General features: G+C 44.2%; 1 protein-coding gene. It reads right to left on the bottom strand.

Annotated features, from left to right (window positions below; translation table 11 throughout):
• Window positions 1-430 (bottom strand): RNA-guided endonuclease TnpB family protein (locus RG959_RS23860; protein WP_342799279.1); only part of this gene is annotated, 430 nt, incomplete at both ends.

Below are 430 nucleotides of genomic sequence, written 5' to 3'. Positions count from 1 at the left end.
TCGTCAGCTTGTGAAGAAAATCTTCTCTTGTGTGTTTGATTTTTTCGTGCAGTTTAGCAATCTGGGCTTTATTTTTTCCCCATGATTTCGAACCTTCTTTTTTACGTGCAAACGCACGCTGAAGAAAGGCTAATCGCTTTTCGTATTTTTGATAGTATTTCGGGTTGGCAATGGATTCACCGTTGGAGAGCACGGCAAACTCTTTTACTCCCAGATCAATGCCAACGGCATCCTTGGTGCTTGGTTTGTACGGGGAATAAGGCATCTCGCAAATGACCGAAATAGAATACCGGCCGGTGCTGCTTCGGCGCACGGTGACACGCTTAATGTCACCTTCGATGTTTCGGGACTTAGAAAAACGAATCCAGCCGAGTTTCGGCAGCTGAATGCGATTGTCCACGATTTTAATATTGTTATTTGTCATTTTGGT

This window comes from Domibacillus sp. 8LH, from assembly GCF_038806185.1.
Classification (GTDB): domain Bacteria; phylum Bacillota; class Bacilli; order Bacillales; family Domibacillaceae; genus Domibacillus; species Domibacillus indicus_A.
Note: the sequence above shows the minus strand (reverse complement) of the source record. Positions and strands in the feature narration are given on the sequence as shown.